Source organism: Ramlibacter sp. (genome assembly GCF_050250995.1).
GTDB lineage: Bacteria > Pseudomonadota > Gammaproteobacteria > Burkholderiales > Burkholderiaceae_C > Ramlibacter.
This window is the reverse complement of record NZ_JBFWNP010000002.1, coordinates 87,066-105,714: the sequence shown is the minus strand read 5'-3', so window position 1 is coordinate 105,714 and position 18,649 is coordinate 87,066. Positions and strand designations below refer to the sequence as shown.

The 18,649-nt window shown below is 68.7% G+C and carries 19 protein-coding genes and 1 pseudogene; 12 read left to right on the top strand and 8 right to left on the bottom strand.

Annotated elements, in window-relative coordinates; genetic code table 11:
- Positions 1-2 precede the first annotated feature (2 nt).
- Complete coding sequence (locus AB7E83_RS02345; RefSeq protein WP_428565015.1) at positions 3-455, bottom strand: hypothetical protein; 453 nt, start codon at positions 453-455, stop codon at positions 3-5.
- Positions 452-982 carry an N-acetyltransferase family protein gene (locus AB7E83_RS02340; RefSeq protein ID WP_428565013.1) on the bottom strand — a complete coding sequence of 177 codons (531 nt, stop codon included), beginning with the start codon at positions 980-982 and terminating at the stop codon, positions 452-454. Before AB7E83_RS02340 ends, AB7E83_RS02345 begins: the two co-directional genes overlap by 4 nt.
- Before the next feature lie 151 nt (positions 983-1,133).
- Between AB7E83_RS02340 and rpsP the strand changes: the two genes are divergently transcribed.
- The 6 genes from rpsP to AB7E83_RS02310 all read left to right on the top strand — a co-directional run bounded on the left by rpsP (position 1,134) and on the right by AB7E83_RS02310 (position 5,076).
- Positions 1,134-1,403 carry a 30S ribosomal protein S16 gene (gene rpsP, locus AB7E83_RS02335; RefSeq protein ID WP_428565011.1) on the top strand — a complete coding sequence of 90 codons (270 nt, stop codon included), beginning with the start codon at positions 1,134-1,136 and terminating at the stop codon, positions 1,401-1,403.
- A 22-nt stretch (positions 1,404-1,425) separates the two neighbouring features.
- Positions 1,426-1,989 carry a ribosome maturation factor RimM gene (rimM, locus tag AB7E83_RS02330; protein WP_428565009.1) on the top strand — a complete coding sequence of 188 codons (564 nt, stop codon included), beginning with the start codon at positions 1,426-1,428 and terminating at the stop codon, positions 1,987-1,989.
- 16 nt (positions 1,990-2,005) lie between these two features.
- A complete protein-coding gene (gene trmD / locus AB7E83_RS02325) occupies positions 2,006-2,749 on the top strand; it encodes a tRNA (guanosine(37)-N1)-methyltransferase TrmD (protein ID WP_428565007.1) in 744 nt (247 codons plus the stop codon).
- Positions 2,750-2,861: 112 nt separating this feature from the next.
- The gene (rplS, locus tag AB7E83_RS02320) at positions 2,862-3,248 is read left to right on the top strand and encodes a 50S ribosomal protein L19 (protein ID WP_428565005.1); all 387 of its coding nucleotides are present in this window, start codon (positions 2,862-2,864) and stop codon (positions 3,246-3,248) included.
- 75 nt (positions 3,249-3,323) lie between these two features.
- Positions 3,324-4,061 (top strand): CoA pyrophosphatase, encoded by a 738-nt coding sequence (locus tag AB7E83_RS02315; RefSeq protein WP_428565003.1) that lies wholly within the window; start codon positions 3,324-3,326, stop codon positions 4,059-4,061.
- A 52-nt stretch (positions 4,062-4,113) separates the two neighbouring features.
- Entirely contained in the window at positions 4,114-5,076 is a 963-nt protein-coding gene (locus AB7E83_RS02310; protein WP_428565001.1) for a CobD/CbiB family protein, read from the top strand.
- Between the two features lie 12 nt (positions 5,077-5,088).
- Here AB7E83_RS02310 and trxC read toward each other — a convergent pair whose 3' ends face one another.
- Genes trxC through AB7E83_RS02290 form a run of 4 tightly spaced genes read right to left on the bottom strand, consistent with a single transcriptional unit; the run spans position 5,089 to position 8,001 of the window.
- Entirely contained in the window at positions 5,089-5,523 is a 435-nt protein-coding gene (gene trxC, locus AB7E83_RS02305; RefSeq protein WP_428564999.1) for a thioredoxin TrxC, read from the bottom strand.
- A gap of 11 nt (positions 5,524-5,534) precedes the next feature.
- Positions 5,535-6,431 carry a ribosome small subunit-dependent GTPase A gene (gene rsgA / locus AB7E83_RS02300; RefSeq protein WP_428564997.1) on the bottom strand — a complete coding sequence of 299 codons (897 nt, stop codon included), beginning with the start codon at positions 6,429-6,431 and terminating at the stop codon, positions 5,535-5,537.
- A complete protein-coding gene (locus tag AB7E83_RS02295) occupies positions 6,428-6,742 on the bottom strand; it encodes a 4a-hydroxytetrahydrobiopterin dehydratase (protein ID WP_428564995.1) in 315 nt (104 codons plus the stop codon). The genes rsgA and AB7E83_RS02295 overlap by 4 nt, the downstream gene beginning before the upstream one ends.
- Positions 6,739-8,001, bottom strand: a complete 1,263-nt coding sequence (locus AB7E83_RS02290) for a M48 family metallopeptidase (RefSeq protein WP_428564993.1) — start codon at positions 7,999-8,001, stop codon at positions 6,739-6,741. The genes AB7E83_RS02295 and AB7E83_RS02290 overlap by 4 nt, the downstream gene beginning before the upstream one ends.
- 34 nt (positions 8,002-8,035) lie before the next feature.
- Here AB7E83_RS02290 and orn point away from each other — a divergent pair, with 34 nt between their 5' ends.
- The 3 genes and pseudogenes from orn to AB7E83_RS02275 all read left to right on the top strand — a co-directional run bounded on the left by orn (position 8,036) and on the right by AB7E83_RS02275 (position 11,362).
- Positions 8,036-8,596, top strand: coding sequence for an oligoribonuclease (orn, locus tag AB7E83_RS02285; RefSeq protein ID WP_428564991.1), 561 nt, complete (start codon positions 8,036-8,038; stop codon positions 8,594-8,596).
- A gap of 230 nt (positions 8,597-8,826) precedes the next feature.
- A pseudogene (locus AB7E83_RS02280) lies at positions 8,827-10,275 on the top strand (DEAD/DEAH box helicase); the annotation flags it as partial.
- A gap of 340 nt (positions 10,276-10,615) precedes the next feature.
- Entirely contained in the window at positions 10,616-11,362 is a 747-nt protein-coding gene (locus AB7E83_RS02275) for a hypothetical protein (protein ID WP_428564989.1), read from the top strand.
- A gap of 52 nt (positions 11,363-11,414) precedes the next feature.
- Here AB7E83_RS02275 and AB7E83_RS02270 read toward each other — a convergent pair whose 3' ends face one another.
- The gene (locus AB7E83_RS02270; RefSeq protein ID WP_428564987.1) at positions 11,415-13,862 is read right to left on the bottom strand and encodes a bluetail domain-containing putative surface protein; all 2,448 of its coding nucleotides are present in this window, start codon (positions 13,860-13,862) and stop codon (positions 11,415-11,417) included.
- Between the two features lie 66 nt (positions 13,863-13,928).
- On the bottom strand, positions 13,929-14,792 hold the full coding sequence (locus AB7E83_RS02265) for a c-type cytochrome (RefSeq protein WP_428564985.1): 864 nt from the start codon (positions 14,790-14,792) through the stop codon (positions 13,929-13,931).
- A 53-nt stretch (positions 14,793-14,845) separates the two neighbouring features.
- On the opposite strand from AB7E83_RS02265, the gene AB7E83_RS02260 reads away from it, so the two are divergent.
- The 3 genes from AB7E83_RS02260 to AB7E83_RS02250 are packed head-to-tail and all read left to right on the top strand — an operon-like array spanning position 14,846 to position 18,646.
- Positions 14,846-15,184: a c-type cytochrome gene (locus tag AB7E83_RS02260; RefSeq protein WP_428564983.1), complete on the top strand. Its 339-nt coding sequence runs from the start codon at positions 14,846-14,848 to the stop codon at positions 15,182-15,184.
- 7 nt (positions 15,185-15,191) lie between these two features.
- Complete coding sequence (gene coxB, locus AB7E83_RS02255; RefSeq protein ID WP_428564981.1) at positions 15,192-16,103, top strand: cytochrome c oxidase subunit II; 912 nt, start codon at positions 15,192-15,194, stop codon at positions 16,101-16,103.
- A gap of 8 nt (positions 16,104-16,111) precedes the next feature.
- A complete protein-coding gene (locus AB7E83_RS02250) occupies positions 16,112-18,646 on the top strand; it encodes a cbb3-type cytochrome c oxidase subunit I (RefSeq protein WP_428564978.1) in 2,535 nt (844 codons plus the stop codon).
- The last annotated feature ends 3 nt before the right edge of the window (positions 18,647-18,649 follow it).

Sequence of the window (18,649 nt, the reverse complement as noted above, 5' to 3'; positions counted from 1 at the left end):
CGCTACTGGCTGATCTTCCGGCCTTCCTCGACCTGGTACTCGAAGTAGTGCTGGAAGCTGTACGCGATGCTCGCCATCAGGATCGTCGCGCCGAACAGCAGCGAGAACACGATCGCGCCAACCGTGAGCCAGCGCGTGCCGCCGGCGTCGACGTCGCCCGCCTCCGGGTTGAAGCGCGCGTTCCAGGTCTCGCGCGGCATCAGGCCGTAGAAGATCGCCGTGAGGCAGCAACCCGCGATGGTGAAGCCCAGCAGCGGAATGAGCCACCACGAAGCCTGGTCGTCCTGCCCGAACGTCAGCACGCGCTCGATGCCGTACAGGCCCAGGGCGGTCGGCACGGGCAGCATCCAGCCCCACAGGTCGCCGAGGCCGTGCAGGTAGAAGCGGTGCAGCCCGAGCGGGCCGCCGATGAACGCGAGCCAGGCCGCGAGGGTCTTGCTCTTCCGGTATTTCATGCCGTGACCTCCGGGGCGGTGGCGTCGCCTTCGCCGACGAAGCGCTCCATGAGCACCACGTCGAGCCACTGGCCGAACTTCCAGCCGCAGGACTTGAACACGCCGACGGGGGCGAAGCCGAGCGCGCGATGCACGCCGATCGAGCCCGCATTGGCCGAGTCGCCGATGACGGCGATGAGCTTGCGCACGCCCGCCGCTTCGGCCTGCTTCACCAGTTCGCCGAGCAACTGCCTGCCCAGCCCGCGACCGGCCGCATCGGGGTGCAGGTAGATCGAGTCTTCCGCCGAGAAGCGATAGGCCGGCCGCGGCTTGAACCATTGGCAATAGGCGAAGCCCAGCAGGCGGCCGTCTTCCTCGGCGACGATGTAGGGCAGGCCGCGCGCGAGCACGTCGGCGCGACGCGACGCCATGTCGGCCTCGGTGGGCGGCGTCGTCTCGAACGTGCCCGTGCCGTTCAGGACATGGTGCGCGTAGATGGCCGCGATGGCGGCCACATCCGCGTCGGTGCTGGGTCGGATCGAGCGCATGTCGGGTGCAATTCGCGAAGAAGGTTATAATCGCGGGCTTTCCAGCGTGGCGCCGGCCGGGTGGCCGTGTCGCGTGTCTCACACGCCGGGAAATCAACGGATCGGCCTCTCGCATATTCGCGAAGGCCTCTCTCCCACCCAAGGATTATCCATGGTCGTCATTCGACTCTCCCGCGGCGGTTCCAAGCATCGCCCGTTCTTCAACATCGTCGTGGCCGACAAGCGCGTTCGCCGCGATGGCCGCTTCATCGAGCGCCTGGGTTTCTACAACCCGATCGCCAAGGAAGGCGAGGAGGGCCTGCGCATCGCCCAGGACCGCCTCACCCACTGGCGCAGCGTCGGCGCGCAGGCCTCGCCCACCGTCGAGCGCCTGCTGAAGCAAGCCGCCGGCAAGGCCCCCGCGGCGGCCGCGGCAGCGTAATAATTCTTCGACTTCGCTCGGGATGCCGCTCGATTTCGAGTCCGTGGAGTTACCCGCGGACGCGATCGAGGTAGCGCGCATCGCCGATGCGTGGGGGATCAAGGGCTGGTTCAAGGTCCTTCCCCACAGCGCCGATCCCCAGGCGCTTTTTTCTTCCAGACGCTGGTTTCTTCAACCGTCCGAACGAGGTGCAAAGACCTTCTCGGGCACGGTGCTGCTGCGCATCGCCGAGGCGAAGGAACACTCCGACGCCGTCGTCGCCCGCGCGCACGACGTCGAGGGCCGCACGGACGCCGAGATGCTGAAGGGCGCGCGCGTGTTCGTCGCGCGTTCGAGCTTCCCGACCGCCGACAAGGACGAGTACTACTGGGTCGACCTGCTGGGCCTCGCCGTGGTCAACCGCGAAGGCGTGGCCCTCGGCACGGTCAAGGACCTGATGTCGACCGGGCCGCAGACCGTGCTCGTGCTGGAATACGAGGAAGCCGGCAAGCCGGCCGAGCGAATGATCCCCTTCGTCTCCGCGTTCGTCGACGACGTCGACCTCGCCGCGCGGCGCATCACGGTCGACTGGCAGCCCGACTATTGAGGGCGCGGGGGCTCCGATGCGATTCGACGTCGTCACGCTTTTTCCCGAACTCTTCACGCCCTTCCTCGAAGCGGGCGTGACCCGGCGCGCCTACGAATCGGGACAGGTCGCGGTGAAACTCTGGAACCTTCGCGATTTCGCGGAAGGGAATTACCGGCGCGTCGACGACCGACCGTTCGGCGGCGGGCCCGGCATGGTGATGATGGCGGAGCCGCTCGCGCGCTGCCTCGAAGCGATTCGCGCCGAAGCGCCCGCGTTGCCGGTCGTGCTGTTCTCGCCGGTCGGCGACCGGATCGACCACCCGTGCGTGCAGAAGTGGTCCGCGAGCGAGGGCGCCGTGCTCCTGTGCGGCCGCTACGAGGGCATCGACCAGCGCTTCGTCGACCGCCACGTCGACGTCCAGCTGAGCCTGGGCGACTTCGTGCTGTCGGGCGGCGAAATTGCGGCGATGGCCCTGCTCGATGCGGTGGCGCGCCTGCAGCCCGGCGTGCTGAACGACGCGGGCAGCCACCAGGAAGACAGCTTCAACCCCGCGCTCGACGGCCTGCTGGATTGCCCGCACTACACCCGGCCCGAAGCGTGGCGCGGCGAGAGCGCGCCCGCCGAACTGCTGAGCGGCCACCACGCGCGGATCGAGCGCTGGCGGCGCGAGCGGCGGCTGGAGATCACGGCCGCGCGGCGCCCCGAACTCATCGCCGCGGCCCGTGCGGCCGGCAGGTTGACGAAGGCCGACGAGGCCTTCCTGGCGAAGCCTCGCTAAGTGGTTATAATCATTGGCTTTGTTGCGATCCTCTGCCCGCGCACAGGCTCCTTGAAGTTTTTTTCGGGGGCCATTCCAATCAACAGCGCCGCGCACGATCGATGAGGAAACCATGAACCTGATCCAGACCCTCGAGCAAGAGGAAATCGCCCGCCTGGGCAAGAAGATCCCCGAGTTCGCCCCCGGCGACACCGTGATCGTCAGCGTGAACGTCGTCGAAGGCACCCGCAAGCGCGTGCAGGCCTACGAAGGCGTCGTGATCGCCAAGCGCAACCGGGGCCTCAACAGCGGCTTCACCGTGCGCAAGATCTCCAGCGGCGAAGGCGTCGAGCGGACCTTCCAGACCTACAGCCCGCTGATCGCCGGCATCGAAGTGAAGCGCCGCGGCGACGTCCGCCGTGCCAAGCTGTACTTCCTGCGCGAGCGCTCGGGCAAGTCGGCGCGCATCAAGGAAAAGCTGGCGCATCGCAACAAGCCGGCCGCGACGCCCGCCGCTTAAGGCGCCCGTCGCCTCACGGCAAAAAGCCGCCGCCGGCCTCGCGCCTGCGGCGGTTTTTTCATTCTCGAGAGACCCATGCCACCGATCGATCCGTCCATCCCCGTCGAGATCCCCGCCGACACGCCCGGCGACACGCCGCTGTCGAAGCTGCCCAACTTCGACCCGAAAGCCGTGCCCGTCATCGCGGTCGATTCGCACCTGCCGCCGATTGCGCCGCACATCCTGGCCGGCCCCGCGCTGCGCGAGCGCTTCGCGAACCCGCGCGCCTACGAGCCCGAGATCTACCGGGAGAAGCGATTCGTCGACCGTCCGCCCGCGCTCGCGGCCGTGCTGGTGCCGATCGTGCAGCGCGAGCGGCCCATGGTGCTGCTGACGGAGCGCACCTCGCACCTGTCGAACCACTCGGGACAGATCGCTTTTCCGGGCGGCCGGCGCGACGACACCGACGTCGACTTCGCCGACACCGCGCTGCGCGAAGCGACCGAGGAAATCGGCCTCGACCGCGGGGCGGCCGAAGTGATCGGCGAGATGCCGGTCTATCTCACCGGCACGGGCTTCATCGTCACGCCGGTCTTCGCGCTCGTGGCGCCGGACTACAAGCTCACGCTGAACGAGTACGAGGTGGCCGACGCCTTCGAAGTGCCGCTCGACTTCCTCATGAACCCCGCGAACCACCGCCGCCATGCCGTCGAGTGGGCGAACGCGCGGCGCGAGTGGCTCTCGATGCCCTACGACGACGCCGGGACCGAGCGCTTCATCTGGGGCGCCACGGCGGCGATGCTGCGCAACTTCTACCGCTTCCTCTCCGCCTGACGCAGCGGCTTCGAGACGGCGACACGGCGACACGCGCCGTTATCATTCCGGCATGTCGTTCTTCGCCATCCTGTTCGCGCTGCTGATCGAACAGGCGCGGCCTCTCGCGCGGGGCAACGCGATCCACGCGACGCTGCGCGCCTGGGCGCGCTGGGTGAGCCGCAATTTCGACGCCGGCAAGCCGCACCACGGCTGGGTGGCCTGGAGCCTGGCGGTCATCGGCCCGTCGGCGGCGGCGCTCGGCATCCACTGGCTCCTCACGCTCACCGTCGGCTGGCCCTTCGCCGTGCTGTGGAGCGTGGCCGTGCTCTACATCACCCTGGGCTTTCGCCAGTTCAGCCATCACTTCACCACGATCCGCGACGCGCTCGATGCCGGCGACGAGGCGCAGGCCCGCCAGTTGCTCGCGCAGTGGCAGCAGGTCGATGCGAGCGAGCTGCCCCGCAGCGAGATCGTGCGCCACGTCATCGAATACTCGGTGCTGGCCGCGCATCGGCACGTGTTCGGCGTGCTGGCCTGGTTCTCGGTGCTCGCGGCTTTCGGGCTGGGGCCGGCCGGCGCGGTGTTCTACCGCATGAGCGAATTCGTGGCGCGCTACTGGCAGTACCGCAGCCGCATGCAGGTGCAGCCGGCGAGCGAGGCGCTGCAGTCGGCCGCCGCGCGTGCATGGTGGGCGGCCGACTGGCTGCCGGCGCGCATGACGGCCATCGCTTTCGCCGTCGTGGGCAGCTTCGAGGAAGCCATCGACAGCTGGCGCAATTTCGCCCAGCGCTTTCCGAACGACAACGACGGCGTGATTCTCGCGGCGACGTCCGGCGCGGTGAATGTCCGGCTCGGCGGCGAAGCCCTGAAATTCCGCGCGGCGGGGCCGGAGCCCTCGCCGGACACGATCAGCACGCAGGGCCGCGAGGCGCAGCCGGGGCACCTTCGCAGCATCGTGGGGCTGGTGTGGCGCTCGGTGGTGCTGTGGCTGGCCCTGCTGGCCTTGCTGACGCTGGCGAGATTGCTGGGCTGACGCCGTTCCTCGTCAGAGCCGGGACTTCGCCCAGCGCACGATGTCGCCCAGACCCATCGCCCCCGGCTGCCGCGCGACTTCCTTGCCATCCTTGAACAACGCCAGGGTCGGAATGCTCCGGATCGCATAGCGCGCGCCGAGGCCTTGCTCCTCGTCGGTGTTCACCTTCACCAGCCGCACGTTCGGCTCGAGCTGCTGGGCGGCCTGCTCGAAGGCGGGCGCCATCATCCGGCACGGGCCGCACCACGGCGCCCAGAAGTCCACCAGCATCGGCACTTCGCTGCGCGCGAGGTGCTTGTCGAAGGCGGCTTCGTTCATCGCCACGGGCTTGCCGGTGAACAGGACCTGGTGGCACTGCCCGCAATCGGGCGCCTTGCCGAGGTCGGCGGTCTTCACGCGGTTGGTCGTCTGGCAATGCGGGCAGACGACATGCAGGTTCTCGCTCATGTTCCAGGCTCCTAGTAGCGTGTCGTCGACAACTCGGCGAACAACTCCGAATAGATCCGGTGCCGCGACGGGCTCACATGGTGGGGCCCCTCGCCGATGGCGGCCATGACCGCGCAACCGGGCTCGTGCAGGTGGGTGCAGTTGTAGAACTTGCAGCCGGGAACGTGTTCTTTCAAGTCCGGCATCAGCGATGCGAGTTGCGTCGGCTCGATGTGATGCAGGCCGAACTCCTGGAACCCCGGCGAGTCGATCAACGCGGTGTTCGATGCCTTGTCGACCCAGTACCAGGTGGTGCTGGTCGTCGTGTGCTTGCCCGAGTTGAGCGCCTGCGAGATCTCGCCCGTCTGCGCCTGCGCGCCGGGCACCAGCAGGTTGATGAGCGTGCTCTTGCCCGCGCCCGACGGGCCGAGCACCAGCGTCGTCTTGCCGTGCAGATGCTTCATCAGATGCTCGCGGTCGACGTCCTTGGACAGGCGCAGCGACAGCGGCAGGATGCCGTAGTGCGCGTTCTGATACGGCAGCAGCCGGCGCCAGGCGCGTTCGAACGGCTCGACGAGGTCGCTCTTGTTCAGCGCGATCAGCGGGGGAATGCGCTCGGCTTCCGCGGCGATCAGCGCGCGGGCCAGCTGGCTTTCGGAAAACTCCGGCTCCGCCGCGACCAGCACGAGCACGAGGTCGAGGTTCGCCGCGAAGCTCTTGGTCCGGATCTCGTCGCGGCGGTAGAAGAGGTTGCGCCGCGGCTCCACCTTCTCGATGCTGCCCTCGTCGCCGGTGGGCTGCCACTGCACGACGTCGCCGACGACCACCTGGCTCTTCTTGCCGCGCGGGTGGCAGATGAGGCGCGGTCCGTCCTCGGGCTCCACCAGCGCATGCCGACCGTGGCTCGCGACCACTCGACCGCGGTTCATGCGAGCAAGGCTTCCACGCGTGCAGCCGCCTCGAAGTCGAGTTCGGTGATGCCCTTGGCATCGTGCGTGCGATAGCGCACCACGCAGCGGTTGTAGTGAACGGAGAGGTCCGGGTGGTGGTCCATGCCGTGCGCGATGAAGGCCACCGCGTTCACGAACGCCATCGTCTCGTGGTAGTTCGCGAAGGCGTACGATTTCTCGATGCCGGTCTCGTCGCCGTCGCCGCTCAGCTTCCAGCCCGGCGCGTCGTTCGACAGGCGCGTCACGATCTCGGTCGCGGTGAGCGCGCGGGGCCGCTGGGTCGCGGTCATGCGGCCGCCCCCAGGCGCTGCAAACGCTCCGATGCCGGCGGATGCGAGTAGTAGAACTTCACGTAGACCGGGTCGGGCGTGAGCGTCGACGCGTTGTCCTCGTGCAGCTTGAGCAGCGCCGTGCCGAGATCGCGGCCATTCGTCTGTGACGCCGCGAACGCATCGGCCTCGAACTCGTGCTTGCGCGAGAAGCGTGCCATGACGGGTGAAATGAAGAACGTGAAGACCGGCACGGCCAGCAGGAAGAGGAGCAGCGCGAGTGCGTCGTTGGGCCCCTGCAGGTTCGGCTGCACCCCGAGCCCGGTGTAGAACCACGTCCTGGACGCGAGCCAGCCGAGCAGCGCGAAGCCCGCCAGGCTCATCGCGAACATCGTCACGATGCGCTTGACGATGTGCTTGTGCTTGAAGTGGCCAAGTTCGTGCGCGAGCACGGCATCCACCTCGTCGGCCGAGAGCTTGGCGAGCAGCGTGTCGTAGAAGACCACGCGCTTGGAGGCGCCGAAGCCGGTGAAGTAGGCATTGGCGTGCGCGCTGCGCTTGCTGCCGTCCATGACGAACAGGCCCTTGGCCGCGAAGCCGCAGCGCTGCATCAGCGCCGTGACGCGCGCCTTCAGCGACTCGTCCTCCAGCGGCTGGAACTTGTTGAAGATCGGCGCGATGAAGGTCGGATAGATCACGAGCAGCAGCAGGTTGAACCCCATCCACACGGCCCAGGCCCACAGCCACCACATCGACCCGGCCGCGCCCATCAGCCAGAGGATGAGCCAGGCGATGGGCAGGCCGATGGCCGTGCCGAGGAGCACGCCCTTGATGCCGTCGGCCAGCCAGAGCTTCCAGGTCATCTTGTTGAAGCCGAAGCGCTCCTCGACCACGAAGGTGCCGTAGAGCGAGAAGGGCAGGTCGAGCAGGCCGCCGACGAGCGCGAAGCAGGCGAGCAGGGCGAGCTGCTGCGCCATGCCCGTGCCGAGCCAGGAGGCCAGCGCCTGGTTGAGCGCGTCGAGCCCGCCGAGCAGCGTCCACCCGAGGAGTACGGCGCCGGAGAAAGCCATTTCGAGCAGGCCGAGGCGCGACTTCGCCACGGTGTAGTCGGCCGCCTTCTGGTGGGCATGGAGCGTGATGCGCTCGGCGAACGGCGTGGGCACCGCGTCGCGGTGCGTCGCCACGTGGCGGATCTGCCGCGTCGCGAGCCAGAAGCGCACGGCCAGGCTCGCCAGCAGGAACGCGGCGAAGGCGAGGGTGAGCGTCGAGGAAGGAGTCATGCGCGAATGGTAGGCCATCGGAGACAATGCGGGGATGCCCGACATTCTTGCCAAGCACGACCTCAATCTCGTCTGGATCGATTGCGAAATGACTGGGCTCGACCCCGAGCGCGACCGGCTGATCGAGATCGCGGTCATCGTGACCGGGCCGAACCTCGAGCCCCGCGTCGAAGGCCCGGTGTTCGTCATCCACCAGAGCGACGCGCAACTCGATCTCATGGATTCGTGGAACAAGGGCACGCACGGCAAGAGCGGCCTCACCGACAAGGTGCGCGCCTCGACCACCACCGAGGCGCAGGCCGAGCAACAGCTCATCGATTTCATTTCGCGGTACGTGCCGAAGCAGGCGAGCCCCATGTGCGGCAGCACGATCGGGCAGGACCGCCGGTTCCTCGTGAAGTACATGCCGAAGCTGGAGGCGTACTTCCATTACCGCAACCTCGACGTCAGCACGCTCAAGGAGCTTGCGCGCCGCTGGAAGCCCGATGCGTTCTCGTCGTTCAAGAAGCGTCAGCTGCATACCGCGCTGGCCGACGTCCACGAATCCATCGACGAACTCGCGCACTACCGCGAGCATTTCCTGAAGATTGCCTGACCGGGCCGCCCGGCCGGCGAGCGCGGCCGAGCACGATGGCGCGCAATCTGCGATAATTCGTCCAGAGCTGCGGTCACCGCGGCTTTTTCAATCGCGCATCTGACCTTTCTCACACCGGCTCGCTGAATGAGCCGCGGGCCACCCGGTCCGCAGTCGTTGAATTGGTTGATGTATTTCAGACCATCCAATGACGGCGCCTCGCCTTCGCGAAGCGCTGCGTGAATACACTCATGACCGACACTTTCGACAGCGGCGCAGCCGCGAACCTGGATATCGTCCACACGGACACCTTCGACACGTCCGCTCCCGCCACGGAGATCGCGACCGTCGCCCCCGCAGAGGCCGTTGAAAACGGTTTCGAGAAGCTGGGCCTGGCCCGCGAACTGCTCGCCGCCGTGGCCGACCTGGGCTTCACCCAGCCCACCAAGGTGCAGGAGAAGTGCATCGGCCTGGCCATGCGCCAGGACGCCGCCGCCGGCGCCGAGAGCGCCGCCACGTATAACGACCTGATGGTCTCGAGCCAGACGGGCAGCGGCAAGACCGCCGCCTTCCTGCTGCCGGTGCTGCACACGCTGCTGGCGCAGCAGGCCGCGAAGCCCGCCGCCTCCGGCCCGCGCCGCAATCCGATGAACCCGCGCCAGTTCCAGGCCGCGACGCCCGGCGCGCTCATCCTGTGCCCCACGCGCGAGCTGGCCCAACAGGTGGCGCACGACGCCATCGAGCTGGTGAAGCATTGCCGGGGCCTGCGCATCGCCAGCGTCGTCGGCGGCATGCCCTACCAGATGCAGCTGCAACGCCTGCAGAACGCCGACCTCGTGGTTGCTACGCCGGGCCGCCTGCTCGACCTGCAGCGTTCGATGCAGATCAAGCTCGACCGCGTGCAGTTCCTCGTGGTCGACGAAGCCGACCGCATGCTCGACCTCGGCTTCGCCGAGGACCTGGCCGAAGTCCACCAGCTCACCGGCCAGCGCGGCCAGACGATGATGTTCAGCGCCACGTTCGCGCCGCGCATCCAGCAGCTCGCGCAGCGCGTCATGCGCAACCCGCAGCGCGTGCAGATCGACTCGCCGCAGGAAAAGCACGCCAACATCCAGCAGGTGCTGTTCTGGGCCGACAACGCCCACCACAAGCGCCAGCTGCTCGACCACTGGCTGCGCGACACCAACATCGACCAGGCCATCGTGTTCGCGAGCACCAAGGTCGAATGCGACGGCCTCGCCAACGACCTGCAGCAGTCTGGCTTCGCTGCCGTGTCGCTGCACGGCGACCTGCCCCAGGGCCTGCGCAATCGCCGCCTGATGGCCCTGCGCCAGGGCCAGGTGCAGTTCCTGGTGGCGACCGACGTCGCGGCGCGCGGCATCGACGTGCCGACGATCACGCACGTGTTCAACTTCGGGTTGCCGATGAAGGCCGAGGACTACACGCACCGCATCGGCCGCACCGGCCGCGCGGGCCGCGATGGTCTCGCCGTCACGTTCGCGGAAATCCGCGACCGCCGCAAGATCGGCGACATCGAGGCCTACAACCGCCAGCCGATGAAGGCCGAGACGATCCCCGGCCTCGAGCCGAAGGCGCGTCCCGCGCCCGCCCGCCGCGAGTTCGCCGGCAAGCCCGGCGGCCGGCCGCAGCATCGCCGCGACGGCCAGGGCTTCGGCAAGCACCCCGGCTTCGGCGGCAAGCCCGCCAAGCGCAGCAACGCGGGCTTCCGGTGAAATCCTGAGCATCGATGCGCCTGCATGGCGCATCAATCCTTCGGGGCGTGAACGCGGCGAAAGCCGTCTCACGCCCCGTTGTCTTTTTGCGGGTCATGTGACAAGCGGCAACGACCAAGGCTTGAATCGATCCCCGCGCAGCACTTCTTACAAGCGCTAACCCGGTCGCAAAAGCCTCCTACGCGCACGTAGGGAGGACGGGCCGCTTCGCTTCCGCCTCGGGCCGACGCACTCGCCGCTCGGCGCACCCTACGCTCTGGCTTCAATACAACGAAGTCGGCGAAGTCGGCACAGGGAGAAATTTCGAATGATCGGTCGCAGCGCGCTCATTGCATTTGGCATCTGCATCTCGGCTTGCCTCGGCGCTTGCGGAGGCGGGGCCGGCAGCCTGGCGCGCGTGGCCGCCCAGGACAATCAGCAGGAGCGCCCGTCGTTCAACGTCGAGGCGGCCTACAACAGCAGCGTCACCGACAACAGCACGCTCGCCTTCACCGTCGAAGGCACGAGCAACGGCGTTCCGGTGCAGGGCAAGGGCCAGTACGAGCAGAGCATGCTCGAAACGGTGGCCGAGTTCGCCGGGCAGGGCGGCGCGTTGCGCAAGGTGACCCCCGTTCGCATGACGCTGGAGGTCGGCAACCGCCAGGTCAACGTCGAAAGCACGGCGCAGGACTTCTACTCCCGCCAGGGCCTGCGCCTTCTCGGCCGCGTCGGACCTGCGCCTCAGCAGGAATTCATCGAGGTCGTGAGCTACGCGGGCCTTCCCGGCGAAGCAAAGGTTGGCAGCAGCGGCGTCGTCTACTCCGCCAAGCGCTACAGCGATGCATCGCGCCGCACGACAACCGGCACGACCGAGGCGACCTGGACGCTCGAGTCCGACACGTCGGGCGAGGCCGCGCTCCTGGTGTTGCGCGTCGCCGATGCGCGGGCCGACGGCACGCCGGTCGCGACGACGACGACCGTGTACCGCATCACGAGTTCGGGCAGCGCGCGCCGCGTCTCGGAAACGACGACGGACGAGGCTGGCGCGAGCAACCTTCGAACCACGTTCCTCTGAGTTCCTCCGATAGCGCGACGAAGTCGAATGCGCCCTCCGGGGCGCGCTTCCTTCAGGCGAACAGGAAGTCCGACACCTGCAGCGAGCCGGCGATGCCTGTGATGTCGACCAGCATGTCGTCGTCGGCCGAAGCGGCCACGCCTGCGCCGCCGACGTCGTCGTTGACGTAGAGGTACGTTCCCGCGAAGCGTCCGGCGTCCACCGTGACCACGGCGCCCGCGAATGCGGTGGTGGTCGCGCCGCCCGCCAGCGAAGTCGTCGACCCGGTGACGCCGGATATGCCGGCGTACACCGCGGCCAGCGAATCGGCCTTGGCGAGCGACAGCGCGCCCAGCGAAATCGTCGAGCCGGCCGAGGCCGCGCCGTCGATGGACAGCACGATCTTGTCGACGCCGGCTTCGAAGTCCGTGATCCACACGACCTGCGAGGTGCCCGAGGATTGCCGCAGAAGGCCGGCGAGCGAGGTCCCCATGAATTGAAACCGGTCGGCGCCTTCGCCGCCGGTGGCGATGTCCTCCTGCGCTTCGGCGAGAGACGAACCGAAGAGGATCGTGTCGTCGCCTTCGCCGCCCGAAATGTCGTCCGCGCCGTCGCTGCCCCACAGCACGTCGGCGCCCGTGCCGCCGAGGATCTCGAGGGTCTCTGCGTCGGCGCTCGCCACGGCCGACGCCGCGGTCATCCGCAGCGAAGCGGTGAGCTCGGTCGCGTCGATCCCGTCCGCGGTGATCGCGCCGACGACGAAGGCCCCCGAGCCTTCGAAGTACAGCGCCTCGAACCCGGCGCGATCCGCCATGAAGATCGCGCCGAACGTGCTGGTCCCGCCGTCTTGCTGTTCGTTCACGAGAGAGACCGCCTCGAAGCCATCGGTGACGACGTCGCCGTGGAGGAGGTCGCCGCCCGCGGCATGGCCGGAAGAAGCGACCAGAAGAAAATCGTCCGTCGCGGAGCCCGCGCATACGAGCGTGGCTACGCCCGTGTTCGCCGCTTGCAGCGTAAGCGCCGCGAATCCGGTGGCGAACACGACCTCGTAGTCCGCGGAAGAGGCGGCCTGGAGCACGAGCGTGTCCGCGCCGCCGAACAGGCGGGGCCGATACGTGGCCGAAGCCACCGCATCGCTGAACGCCAGCACCTCGATCCCGGCGAGGTTCGCCTGATTCGCGGTCAGCCCGGCGGCGGCGGCCTGCGACACCGACAGGGTGTCGATGCCGTCGCCGCCGTCCACCGCGTCGCGGCCGTCGTAGAAGGCGCCGAACGCGAAGCTGTCGTCGTTCTCCGAGCCCCATGCCTCGACGGCGTTCGCATCGGTGTCGGCGAACAACGAGAGCGACGCGCCGTCGGTCAGTTCCGTGGCGTCGACGTTCACCGGGTTGGATGAGTAGCGCGCGAAGATCGCGATGCGGGTGTCGCCGTCGACCCAGATCGTGGCGCCCGGCGAATAGGAGGCCGTCCGCGCCGAGTCCGCCAGCGCGATGAAGTTCTGAGCGCCGCCGCCGCTCGTCACTTCCAGGTCCGCATAGCCGGGGAATGCGACGGTCGCCGGCGCATGGTCGGCGCCCACATGCTGGACCGTCAGGGTCAGCGACCCGAAGGATGCGTCGTCCGCAGCCGTGCCGCGAACGATGACGCCGCCGAGTTCGTCACGAAGGTCCACCGACCGCAGCGGCTCGGGCAGGCCGGCCAGGACGACGGCCGCGCCCGGCGTGCGTCCGTTGCTCACGCTCAGCGTCTGAAGGCCGCTCGCGTTGCTCATGTCGATCACGGTGTTCGCGCTGCCGTTGCCTTCGACCCGAAGATGCTCGATGCTCTTCAGCAAAGCCGGCCGGATGGATTGCGGTGCGCTGTTGTTGAAAGCCACGGCGAGGGTGTCGACGCCGCCGCGTCCGTCGAGCGCGTCCCCGTTGTTCAACGTCTGGAGGAAGGTGCCCGACGGCGCGTTGAAGAACAGGTTGCCGTTGAGGGCGTCGTTCCCCGCGGTGCCGTTCACCACGTCGCCGGCCTGCACCGACAGCCGCAGGCTCGTGCCGGCCCCGCCCGCGCCGCCGAGGCCCGTGGAGACGGCGACGCTGGCCTGCGGCGGCTGGTCGGCGGTGGTGCTGGCCTGCACGTATGCGCTCGCGACCTTCTGGTTGAACGACTCCGCGACCGCCCCATACATGGCGTGGCCTTCGAGTCCCGAGAGGATGTTCACCAGGTTCAGGATCACCAGGCCGCGCGCGGCCGGATGGTCGGCGAACGAGCGCGCGAGCACCGCCTCGAGCGCGTCGTAGTCCGCCGGCGCGAGGGTGGAGGCGGAAATGCCGATGTTGCCCAGCACGAGGCGCGCGAGTCCGGTGTCGCCGGACGAGAGCCGCCCCGCCGCGCTGATGGCGAACGCCGTCGGACCGAGGAACGTCAGCGCGTTCACGTGATTGGCGTAGATCGCAGGCGCAGGCGCGGTGCCCTGGAGTGCCATGTAAAGCTGAACCGCAGCGGCCGGCGCACCGAAGATCTGGGAGGGCATGCCGTAGTTTCGCCCATGTCGCCGAAAACATGGAGCGGGCCGCGAGCGCGGAACCCGGAGCCCGCGTCAGTCGATGTTGGCGCGCAACGTGCCGAGGTACGCCGCCATGTCCCGCGCATCCTGCGGCGCGACATTCAGCTGCGGCATCGCCGTTCCGGGCTTGACGCGCTGCGTCTCCACGATCCAGCGCGCGAGGTTCTCCGGCGAATTCGCGAGCGTGCCCGCGATCAGCTTGCGGCTGCCCATGCCGCCGAGCGGAGGCCCGACATGAGGGTAGGAGCCGATCACGCCCGGGATGATGTGGCAGGCATTGCAGCCGTACTGGTGCAGCGCCTGCCGGCCCCGGACGGCGTCGACGGCGGGGGAGGCCACGGGCGTGGACTCGCCGCGTCCGCAGGCATTTCCCGGCGCCGGCTTCGCATACGCCGCATACCCGGCGGCATCCACGTCGGGCAAGCGCTGCAGGAAGGCCACCACGTCCCACAGCTCGGCATCGGTGAGCCGGTATTCCCACGCGGGCATGCCGCTCATCTTGATGCCGTAGCGCGTGAGCCAGTACAGCTCGCGCGGCCGCCAGTGTCGCCGCGCGTCCACGAGCGGCCCGGGAAGCGGCTGCATGCTCTTGCCGAAATCGGCCGCCGACACGCCGGGCGCGCCGTGGCACTGCTCGCATTTCGCGCGGAAGCAGCTCGCGCCGCGCGCGATCGCCTGCTCGTCGGTCAACGGGGGCTCGGGGATGTCGCGCGCGCGCAGCTTCACCGACTTGTGCATCGCGAATTCGAGCAGCGAGTGCGTGACCTGCCAGTGCTGCCGCGTCGAGGCCACGTCGTAGAGACCGGCATAGAGGACGACCGCCGCGGCGCATGCGCCGAGCACGCCCAGCGCGACCGTGGTGACAAGAGCGACGACGAGGATGGAGCGCTTTCGCATGGGGTCTCGCGATTCTGGCCCACGGACACGCGCGCCGAGGCCAGAATCGGCCGATGCTTCGTCTTCTGTTTTTCGGCATCGCCTTGCTCGGAGCCAGCGCGCATGCGCGCACGGACGAGGTGGAGCGCGGACGCCGCCTGCTCTCTCAGTATCGGTGCGGCGCATGCCACACGATTCCCGGCGTCGCGTCGGCGCGCGGCACGGTCGCGCAGGACCTGAGCGGCTGGAAGCACCGCAGCTACATCGCGGGCCGCGTCGCGAACCGCCCCGCCACGCTTGCGCAGTGGATCGTGTCGCCGCAGTCGGTGATCGCGGGCGCGACGATGCCGTCGATGGGTGTGCCGTCCGCGGAGGCGCGAGCGATGGCGGCCTACCTCGCGCAGCTCGAATGAACGCCGCATGAATGTCTTTGCGCCGGCCAGCGACGCCGCCCGCGCCATCGCGGACATCTCCTGGGTGCTGGTCGTCGGCGCGTTCCTGATCCTTTCGGGCGTGATGGCGTTGCTGGCGTACTCGCTGCGAGACGGCGGCAAGGTGCGTACGCGGCTGTGGCTGCTCGGCGGTGGCGTGATCTTTCCCGTCGTCGTGCTCGCCGCGCTCTACGCATGGCAGCTCGGCCACGGGCCGCAGTGGAAGCCCGTGCCGCCGCCGGGTGCGCTGGTCGTGCATGTGACGGGACACATGTGGTGGTGGGAGGTGCGCTATCGCGATCCGGCGACGGGCGCGGACGTCATCGCCGCGAACGAGTTGCGCGTGCCGGTCGGCAAGCCGGTCTACGTCGCGCTGGAAAGCCGCGACGTCATCCACAGCTTCTGGGTGCCAGAACTCGCCGGCAAGATGGACATGGTGCCCGGTCGCTTGCAGCACCTGCTGTTCACGGCGCGCCGTGCCGGCGCCTATCGCGGCCAGTGCGCGGAGTTCTGCGGCGAGCAGCATGCGCGCATGGCGATGCATGTGGTGGCGCTCGATCCGGCATCGTTCGACGCATGGCTGAGCGCGCAGGCGAAGCCCGCGAGCGCGCCCGGCGCGCCGATGCTCGCGCGAGGCCGGGATGCGTTCTTGCAGCAGCGCTGCGATGCCTGCCACGCGGTGCGCGGGCAGACGGCCGAGAGCCGGTTCGGCCCGGACCTCACGCATGTGGGAAGCCGGTCGCACATCGCTGCGGGGACGCTGCCGAACACGCCCGAAGCGCGCCGCCGCTGGATCGCCCACGTGCAGCAGGTGAAGCCCGGCGCGCGGATGCCCTCGTACGACCGGCTCGACGACGCGACGCTGGAGGCCATTGCCGCGTGGCTGGGGTCGTTGCAATGAGCGAATCCATGCACGAGCCCCCGACCCGGGACGCAGCGGCCGCCACGGCGCTGCCCAACTCGCTGCCGCGCCCCGCCGGCGAACTCGAAGCCCTGCAGCGCGCGTGGGCCCCGCCGAAGGGCTGGCGCCTGCCTTCGGCCGTCAACAACTCGCACATCGGGCCGCTCTACCTCGCGACCGCGCTCGTCTTCTTCGTCCTCGCCGGCATCCTCGCGCTGCTCATGCGCGCGCAGCTTGCGCTGCCCGGCAACACGCTCGTGAGCGAGGCCACGTACAACCAGCTCTTCACCATGCACGGCACGGTGATGATGTTCCTCTTCGCGGTGCCGGTGGTCGAGGCGGTGGCGGTGTGGCTGCTGCCGAACATGATCGGCGCCCGGGACCTGCCGTTCCCGCGCCTGTCGGCCTACGCATACTGGGCGTACGCCATCGGGGGCCTCGCGTTCTTCTGCACGATCTTCTTCGGCGCGTCGCCCGACGGCGGCTGGTTCATGTACCCGCCCCTCACGGGCAAGGCGCATTCGCCGGGCATCGGCGCGGACTGGTGGCTGCTGGGCATCGGCTTCATCGAAATCTCGGCCATCGCGGGCGCCATCGAGCTCGCGATCGGGATCCTTTTCACGCGCGCGCCGGGCATGACGCTCATGCGGATGCCGGTGTTCGCGTGGGCGATGCTCGTCGCGTCGCTCATGGTGCTGTTCGCCTTCCCGGCGATCATCGCGGGCACCATCCTGCTGGAGCTCGAGCGCGCGTTCGACTGGCCGTTCTTCATCCCCGCGCGCGGCGGCGATCCGCTGCTGTGGCAGCACCTCTTCTGGTTCTTCGGCCACCCCGAGGTCTACATCATCTTCCTGCCGGCAGCCGGCATGGTGTCGATGATGACGCCGGTGATGGCGCGGTCGTCCCTCGTCGGCTATCGCGCCATCGTCTGGGCGCTCGGCGCCGTGGGTGCGATCAGCTTCCTGCTGTGGATGCATCACATGTTCACCGCGGGGCTCGGTCCGCTCGCGCTGCACGTGACGTCCGCGGCGAGCTTCGCGGTCGCGATTCCGAGCGCGGTGCAGGTGTTCGCCTGGCTCGCGACGATGCGGCAGGGGCGCGTGCGAATGCTGGCGCCGTCGTTCTTCCTGCTCGGCTTCCACTTCATCTTCGTGCTGGGCGGGCTCACCGGCGTGATGGTCGCCGTGTCGCCGTTCGACTGGCAGGTCCACGACACGTATTTCATCGTCGCGCACCTGCACTACGTGCTGATCGGCGGCATGGTGTTCCCGCTGTTCGCGGGGCTGTACTACTGGGCGCCGGTCTTCAACGGACATCGCATGTCGGAGCGTCTCGGGCGCTGGGTCTTCGGCCTCATGTTCGCCGGCTTCAACCTCGCGTTCTTTCCCATGCACATCGCGGGGCTGCTGGGCATGCCGAGGCGCGTGGCGACCTATGACGCGGCGCTGGGCTGGACGGTGTGGAACGCGATGTCGACGGCGGGCGCGTTCGTGTTCGCCGCGGGCGTGGCGCTGTGCCTGTTCGACCTGGTCCGCACGCTGCTGCGCGGCAAGCGCGACCACGGCGATCCGTGGAATGCCGATTCGCTCGAGTGGTTGCCCCAGGGCGACTACGGCGCGCGCAGCATTCCGCAGATCGCGTCGCGCGAGCCGCTGTGGGATCGGCCCACGCTCGCGGCCGAGGTCGAGGCGGGACGGCACTGGCTGCCGCGCACGGTGTTCGGAGGACGAGAGACGCTCGTGACCAGCCCGGTGCGGGCCGAGTTGCGCCACCTGCTGCGGCTGCCGGGCGATGGCTGGCTGCCCTTCATTGCGGCGGCGGGGACCGCGGGATTCTTCCTGCTGCTCACCGTGTCGTGGTTCGTGTCGGCCGCGGTGTGCGGCGCGGTGTCCATCGCGGCCATGGTCGCGTGGCTCTGGGGCAGCGACCGCCCGCCGCCCGCGCCGTCGGCGGAGGTGGGCGAGGGCGTCTTCCTTCCCACCGTGGCGCACGGCACGGCTTCGCATTCCTGGTGGGCGACCGTGTTGCTGATGCTCGTCGATACGTCGATCTTCGCGTCGCTCGCCTTCGCGCACCTCCACGTATCGATGGCGCTCGACGTGTGTCCGCCGCCGGGCGCGTCCTTGCCGGGCGGCGGGCTCGTCGCGAGCCTGGGGCTGATGGCGGGGTCGCTTGCGATGGTGTTCGCCACACGAGCACTTGGGCACGCGAATCCCTTCATGTTGGCGGGCGCGGTCGTCTTCGCGCTATGCACTTCGCTCGGCGCGCTCGCCCATGACTTCGCCCTGTTCCGCGCCTCCGTCCCGCACCCGGCCACCGACGCATGGAGCGCGACGCTCGCCGCCTTGCAGGGCTGGCAACTCCTGCACGTGGCGGTCCTGTTCGCCCTGGGCGTCTACCTGTTCGCGCGCATCGTGTCGGGACACCTGCGCGCCGACGCGCGCGCGACGCTCGACAACACGGCGCTGATGTGGCACCTCGTCACCGTCCAGACGCTCGCGGCCATGGGCCTCGTGCGATTCCTTCCCTCGTGGATGAGCTGAAGC